6 protein-coding genes are annotated in these 6,368 nt (G+C 69.0%); 4 read left to right on the forward strand and 2 right to left on the reverse strand.

What is annotated here, in order from left to right; genetic code table 11:
- Positions 1–114 precede the first annotated feature (114 nt).
- Positions 115–894: a translesion DNA synthesis-associated protein ImuA gene (gene imuA / locus ACK42S_RS14485; protein WP_409708974.1), complete on the reverse strand. Its 780-nt coding sequence runs from the start codon at positions 892–894 to the stop codon at positions 115–117.
- A 163-nt stretch (positions 895–1,057) separates the two neighbouring features.
- Here imuA and ACK42S_RS14490 point away from each other — a divergent pair, with 163 nt between their 5' ends.
- The 4 genes from ACK42S_RS14490 to rpoH all read left to right on the forward strand — a co-directional run bounded on the left by ACK42S_RS14490 (position 1,058) and on the right by rpoH (position 3,821).
- Positions 1,058–1,288: a type II toxin-antitoxin system Phd/YefM family antitoxin gene (locus tag ACK42S_RS14490; RefSeq protein ID WP_409708977.1), complete on the forward strand. Its 231-nt coding sequence runs from the start codon at positions 1,058–1,060 to the stop codon at positions 1,286–1,288.
- Between the two features lie 8 nt (positions 1,289–1,296).
- Positions 1,297–1,716: a type II toxin-antitoxin system VapC family toxin gene (locus ACK42S_RS14495; RefSeq protein WP_409708980.1), complete on the forward strand. Its 420-nt coding sequence runs from the start codon at positions 1,297–1,299 to the stop codon at positions 1,714–1,716.
- A gap of 44 nt (positions 1,717–1,760) precedes the next feature.
- Positions 1,761–2,786, forward strand: a complete 1,026-nt coding sequence (locus ACK42S_RS14500) for an LLM class flavin-dependent oxidoreductase (protein WP_409708984.1) — start codon at positions 1,761–1,763, stop codon at positions 2,784–2,786.
- Between the two features lie 105 nt (positions 2,787–2,891).
- Positions 2,892–3,821 carry an RNA polymerase sigma factor RpoH gene (rpoH, locus tag ACK42S_RS14505; protein ID WP_409708989.1) on the forward strand — a complete coding sequence of 310 codons (930 nt, stop codon included), beginning with the start codon at positions 2,892–2,894 and terminating at the stop codon, positions 3,819–3,821.
- Positions 3,822–3,881: 60 nt separating this feature from the next.
- On the opposite strand, the gene ACK42S_RS14510 is transcribed toward rpoH, so the two are convergent.
- The coding region (locus ACK42S_RS14510; RefSeq protein ID WP_409708987.1) for a cation-transporting P-type ATPase at positions 3,882–6,368 on the reverse strand (2,487 nt) is incomplete at its 5' end.

The following is a 6,368-nucleotide window of genomic DNA, read 5'->3' on the forward strand; positions in this document are numbered from 1 at the left end:
CAACCTATTCCCATCCGCCCCTCTTCGTCGGGTCGGCAACCCGGGGGGGTAAATTCCAGCTCCCACCACCCAATGGCCGGGGCAGAGACCGCAGCCAGCGGCTCAGCCCAACCCTCAGACGGCGACGACGTGCAAGCCAGGCCGGGGCACAGGGCGAGCCAGCAGGGATGGGGAGACATCGGACACCTCCGAAGCCATGGCAGGTGACGCGGCACGAGCCGCCAGCTTGTGGGCCAGCACCTCGCCCAGGCCCTCAGGCCCGGCGGGCAATTCGATCAGCGACTCATGCGCCGGCCCTCGGCGCTTGAGCAGGCGCAGCACCAGGGTCAAGGGCCGGCTGGCTTCCAGGGCCAGGCGCAGGGGGGCCGGCGAAGACTCGGCCTGCGCCGCCAGCGGCCGGAACACGAACACCGGCCGCCGCCCCTGCAGGCTGTGCACCTGCAGCCGCCGCAGCCCCGCCGCCTGCCCCCGCCCGGGGGGCAACCACAGCAGCACGGCCGCCACCTGGGCGCAGTGCAGCGCCTGTTCGGCCGCCCACAGGCGTTGTTCGGGCCGGGCCGTGTCCACCCAGACCATCGAGGCGGCCGTGAGCCCCGCCGCGCGCCAGCCGGGCAGATGGGGCGGCTCGGGCGGGCCGATGAAGAGCACGGCTTGTCCTTCCCCGCCTCGCGCCAAGACTCGCGACAAGGCCGGTGCCGTCAGCCGGCATTCCGCCAGCCCCCAGGCCGGCAGCAAGATCTCGCTCAGGCCCTGGCAAGGCCAGCCCCCACCGGGCAGCAAGGCATCCAGCGCGGCAAAGCCGGTGGGGCACGCCGGGGCCTCGCCGGCACCCGGCAAAGCATCGCCCTGCCAGACGGCGGCAGCCACCCCGGAGGGCAAGGACAGCGGATGCATGGTGTGGTCAATAACTGGATAAAAACACAGTATATGATCACAGATCCATGACCCATGCGTTCACCCATCCTGGCGGTCGGCCATGGCTTTTTCCGCGTTCCTTGCACCTTCAGATCGGCTCATGGAAAATATGACCATAGTTCATGACCATGGATATTTTCAAATGCCTGCCTCCACCATCCCTGCTGGTGAATTCAAGGCGCATTGCCTGCAACTGCTGGACGAAGTGGCGGCCTCCCACGCACCGCTGACCATCACCAAGCGCGGCCGCCCGGTGGCGCAGCTCGTCCCGGTCCCGGCCGAACGCCCGCTCTTCGGCGCGCTGCAAGGCAGTGTGCTCGCCCAGCAGGACCTGATCGCCCCGGTGGACGAAGCCTGGGAGGCCGCTCGGTGATCGGCAGCATGGCCGGCGCCGTCCTGCTCGACACCCATGTGCTGGTGTGGCTGGTGGCGGGCGACACCCGTCTGTCCCTGCCCGCCCGCCAGCGCATCGAAGAGGCCGCACAGCGCAACGAGGTCTGGGTCAGCGCCATCACTCCTTGGGAGATCGGCATGCTGGTGGGCAAGAACCGTCTGGCGCTGACCCAGGACGCGCAGGAATGGATGGGGCTGGTGCTGGCCCTGCCCGGCCTGCGGCTCGCCCCGCTGGAGCCGGCGATCGCCGTGGCCAGTTCGCGCCTGCCCGGCGACCCCCATGGCGACCCGGCCGACCGGATCATCGTCGCCACCGCTCGCCATCTTGGCGCCACCCTGGTCACGGCCGACGACAAACTGCTGGCCTACGGCACCGTTGGCCATGTGAAGGTCTTGTCCGCCGTCTGACCCTGCCGCCGGCAGGTTCGGTCCATCCTGCCGACAATGCCCCCATGAAGCTGTCCGTCCTCGACCAATCGATCTCGCTGGCGGGCTCCAGCGAGGACGCTGCCATCCGCGACACGCTCGACCTGGCCGTCCACTGCGAAGCCCTGGGCTATCACCGCTTCTGGGTGAGCGAGCACCACAGCCTGCCCACCATCGTGGGCACCGCCCCCGAGATCCTGCTGGCGGCCATCGCCGCACGCACCCGGCGCATCCGCCTGGGCAGCGCCGGGGTCATGCTGCCCCACTACGCAGCGCTGAAGGTAGCCGAGCAGTTCCGCGTGCTCGAGGCCCTGGCCCCGGGCCGCATCGACCTGGGTGTGGGCCGCGCACCCGGTGCCGACATGCGCACCGCCATGGCTCTCAACCCCAATGCCTATGCGGCGGCCGAACGCTTCCCCGAGCAGATCCAGGACCTGCAGGCCTGGCTGAGCGGGCAGGCGCACCAAGGCATCGTTGCCCACCCCCGCGGCCCGGCCCCCTCCCCCGACGCCCCCTGGGCGCGCATCCCCACGGTGTGGGTGCTGGGCAGCTCGGACTATGGCGCCCGGCTGGCGGCCCACCTGGGCCTGCCCTATGCCTTTGCCTACTTCTTCATGGACGGCCAGGGCGTGGAGCAGGCGCTGGACCTCTACCGCAGCCTTTACCGCCCCAGCGAGCGCCATCCCAAGCCCCAGGCCACCATCTGCGTCTGGGCCCTGGCCGCCGACACCGACGAAGAAGCCCGCCACCACGCCCTGAGCCGCGAGCGCTGGCGGGTAGACCGGATGCGGGGCCGCCTGGGCCCACTGCAGGCGCCCGCCCAGATCGCCGAACGCGGTTTCACACCCGAGGAATGGCCCACGGTGGACGCCCTGCGCCGCAAGGCTTTCGTCGGCAGCGCCGCCACGGTGGCCGAGCAGCTGCGACGCCTGGCCGACGAACTGGAGCTCGACGAGCTGGTCATCAACACCTGGGCTCACGACCCGGCCGTGCGCCGGCATTCCTACGCCCTGCTCGCCCAGGCCTTCGATCTCCCCAAAAACCCAGACTGAAGCGATTGCCTATTTCTACGACTTAGGGTTTCCCCGTGGGGGATTTAGCACTCTCTTCGTTCGAGTGCTAATATTGGAGGAACTAAAAGGAGGTTCGGGATGTCTATGACGACCATGAACACCTCGACCGCTGCCCTGACCGTCCGGGATCCCTGGGCCCTGGTGCCTTCGCTGGGCAATCTGGACGCTTACATCACGGCCGTCAACCGTCTGCCGCTGCTGACGCAGGAGGAAGAGACCACGCTGGCCCGTCGCTGGCGCGACCATCACGACCTGGAAGCCGCCGGGAAGCTGGTGCTCTCGCACCTGCGTCTGGTGGTGTCCGTCTCGCGCCAGTATCTGGGCTACGGCCTGCCCCATGGCGACCTGATCCAGGAAGGCAATGTGGGCCTGATGAAGGCCGTCAAGCGCTTCGACCCCGACCAGGGCGTGCGCCTGGTCAGCTATGCCCTGCACTGGATCAAGGCCGAGATCCATGAGTTCATCCTGAGGAACTGGCGCATGGTCAAGGTGGCCACCACCAAGGCCCAGCGCAAGCTGTTCTTCAACCTGCGCTCGATGAAGCAAAGCCTCAAGGATGACGCCGATGCGGGCGAACTCCATCGCAGCACGCTCACCGACCGCGAGATCGACACCGTGGCCCGCGAGCTCAAGGTCAAGCGTGAGGACGTCATCGAGATGGAGACCCGCCTGTCCGGCGGCGACGTGGCCCTGGAGCCCACCATCGACGATGGCGAGGAAAGCTACGCGCCCATCGCCTACCTGGCCGACGAAAGCCGCGAACCCACCCGTGTGATCGAGGCCCAGCACCGCGACGTGCTGGCCACCGATGGCATCGCCCGGGCGCTGGACACGCTGGACGAACGCAGCCGCCGCATCGTCGAGGAACGCTGGCTCAAGGTGAACGACAACGGCAGCGGCGGCATGACGCTGCACGAACTGGCGGCCGAGTACGGTGTGAGCGCCGAACGCATCCGCCAGATCGAGGTGGCCGCCATGAAGAAGATGCGCAAGGCCCTGGCCGAATACGCCTGACCTGGCCCCACCCTTTGCACACAACGGCCCCTTCGGGGGCCGTTTGTCTGTTGGCAGCGCTCAGGCGAGCTTCAAGCGCCGCACCACGAATTTCTCCAGTTCCAGCAGCACAAGCACAGCCACCCCCGCGCCGATCACCTGCAGGCCCTGGATCACACTCAGGCCCTCGGTCTGGAACAGCGCCTGCATCCACGGTGCATAGGTGAAGGCCATCTGCAGCAGCACCACGCCGCCCACCGCCATCAGCACACGGGGCGTGCCCTGCACGCCCTGCCAGGTGAAGGACGGGGCCTTCAGGTAACGCACGCTGAAGAGGTAGAAGACCTCCATCACCACCAGGGTGTTCACCGCGACGGTGCGGGCGGTCTCCACGCTGTGTCCCCGGGACAGCGACCACTCATACATGCCAAAGATGCCCGTGAGGAAGAGCGTGGACACCAGCGCGATGCGCCAGACCACGAAGCGTGACAGCAAGGGCTCGTCGGGCGCGCGCGGCGGGCGTCGCATCACGTCGGCCTCGCGCGGCTCGAAGGCCAGCACCATCGCCAGCGCGATGGAGCTCACCATGTTCACCCACAGGATCTGCGCCGGCAGGATGGGCAGCGACACGCCCAGCAGCACCGCCACCAGCAGCGTGAGCGACTCGCCGCCATTGATGGGCAGCAGGAAGGTCACCGTCTTGCGCAGGTTGTCGTAGACGGTGCGCCCCTCCTCCACCGCGTGCACGATGGAGGCAAAGTTGTCGTCGGCCAGCACCATCGCGCCGGCCTGCTTGGCCGCCTCGGTGCCCTTGCGGCCCATGGCCACGCCCACGTCCGCCTGCTTCAGCGCCGGCGCATCGTTCACGCCGTCGCCCGTCATCGCGACGATCTCGCCATTGGCCTGCAGCGCGCGCACCAAACGCAACTTGTGCTCGGGGCTGGCACGGGCAAAGACGTCGGTGCGGCGCACCGCCTCGCGCAAGGCGTCGTCATCGAGCGCCTCGATCTCTGGGCCGGTCATCGCCTCCAGGCCATCGCCGAGGCCGAGCTGCCCCGCGATGGCGCTGGCCGTGACGCCGTGGTCCCCGGTGATCATCTTCACGCGGATGCCCGCCTGCCGGCATTGGGCCACCGCAGCAATGGCCTCCTCGCGCGGCGGATCGATGATGGCCACCAGGCCCAGCAGCGTCAGACCCTGCTCGACATCGGCCACTTCGAGCCGGCCATGCGCCGCAGGCAGCGCCCGCCAGGCCAGGGCCAGCACGCGGCGGCCTTCGCGGGCCTGCTCGTCGATGCGAGCCTGCCACCAGGCGGCGTCCAGGGTTTGTGGCGCGGCCTGCGCACCCGCCTCGTGGGAGCACATCGCGAGCACTCGCTCCGGCGCGCCTTTGACTACCACGAAGCGGCCACCGGCATCGTCCGGGTGCAGCGTGGCCATGTAGCGGTGTTCGGACTCGAAGGGAATGGCATCGAGCCGTGGGTGCTGCTGTCGCAGCCCGCCCGGGTCCAGACCGGCCTTCATCGCCAACGTGAGCAAGGCCCCTTCGGTCGGATCGCCGGCCAGCCGCCATTCGCCTGACTCCCGGCGCAGGCTGGCGTCGTTGCACAAGGCACCGGCCAGCGCCAGTCGATGAGCCACCGGCCACTGCGAGGCCAGACGGGCCGTGTCGATGGGCTGCCCCTGCACCCGCCAGGCGCCCTCAGGCGCATAGCCGGCGCCTTCCACCGCCAGCACCGCCTCGCGCAGCACCACCTGCTGCACCGTCATCTCGTTGCGCGTGAGCGTGCCGGTCTTGTCCGAGCAGATCACTGTCACCGACCCCAGCGTCTCCACGGCCGGGAGGCGCCGGATCACGGCGTGGCGTGCCGCCATGCGCTGCACCCCCAGGGCCAGCGTGATGGTCATCACCGCCGGCAGGCCTTCGGGAATGGCTGCCACGGCCAGACCCACCGCGGCCATGAACATCGCCTCCACCGAACCACCTCGCACGGCGAGGCCGAACACGAAAAGCACACCAGCGGCCGCGAGGACGGCCAGCGTCAGCCATCGTCCGAAGGTGGCCATCTTGCGCAACAGGGGCGTGGTGCTCTCTTCCACCGTCTCGAGCATGCGGCCGATACGGCCGATCTCGGTGTGTGCCCCGGTGGCCACCACCACGGCACGCGCCTGGCCCTGCGTCACGAGCGTGCCCGCATAGCCCATGTTGAAGCGGTCACCAAGGGCCGCTGAACGCTCCACCGGGTCGGCATGCTTGTCCACCGGCACCGACTCGCCGGTGAGCATCGCCTCATCGATACGCAGGTTGCGCGCCTGCAGCAGCCGCACATCCGCCGGCAGCCGATCGCCGCTGGCCAGCAGCACCACGTCACCGGGCACCAGTTCGGCCGCATCGACATCGTGGGCATGGCCATCGCGAACCACCATGGCGTGCGGCGCCAGCAGGTGGCGGATGGCTTGCAGCGCCCGCTCGGCCTTGCCTTCCTGGATGAAGCCGATCGCGGCATTGATGAACACAACCGCCAGGATCACCGCCGTGTCCACCCAATGCCCCATGGCGCCCGTGAC

Source organism: Caldimonas sp. (genome assembly GCF_046289365.1).
Classification (GTDB): Bacteria; Pseudomonadota; Gammaproteobacteria; order Burkholderiales; family Burkholderiaceae_C; genus Caldimonas.

Excerpts from the sequence above, each read along its gene's own strand:
- imuA (WP_409708974.1), bottom strand. The coding sequence starts at position 894 with ATGCATCCGCTGTCCTTGCCCTCCGGGGTGGCTGCCGCCGTCTGGCAG.
- ACK42S_RS14490 (WP_409708977.1), top strand. The coding sequence starts at position 1,058 with ATGCCTGCCTCCACCATCCCTGCTGGTGAATTCAAGGCGCATTGCCTG.
- ACK42S_RS14495 (WP_409708980.1), top strand. The coding sequence starts at position 1,297 with ATGGCCGGCGCCGTCCTGCTCGACACCCATGTGCTGGTGTGGCTGGTG.
- ACK42S_RS14500 (WP_409708984.1), top strand. The coding sequence starts at position 1,761 with ATGAAGCTGTCCGTCCTCGACCAATCGATCTCGCTGGCGGGCTCCAGC.
- rpoH (WP_409708989.1), top strand. The coding sequence starts at position 2,892 with ATGACGACCATGAACACCTCGACCGCTGCCCTGACCGTCCGGGATCCC.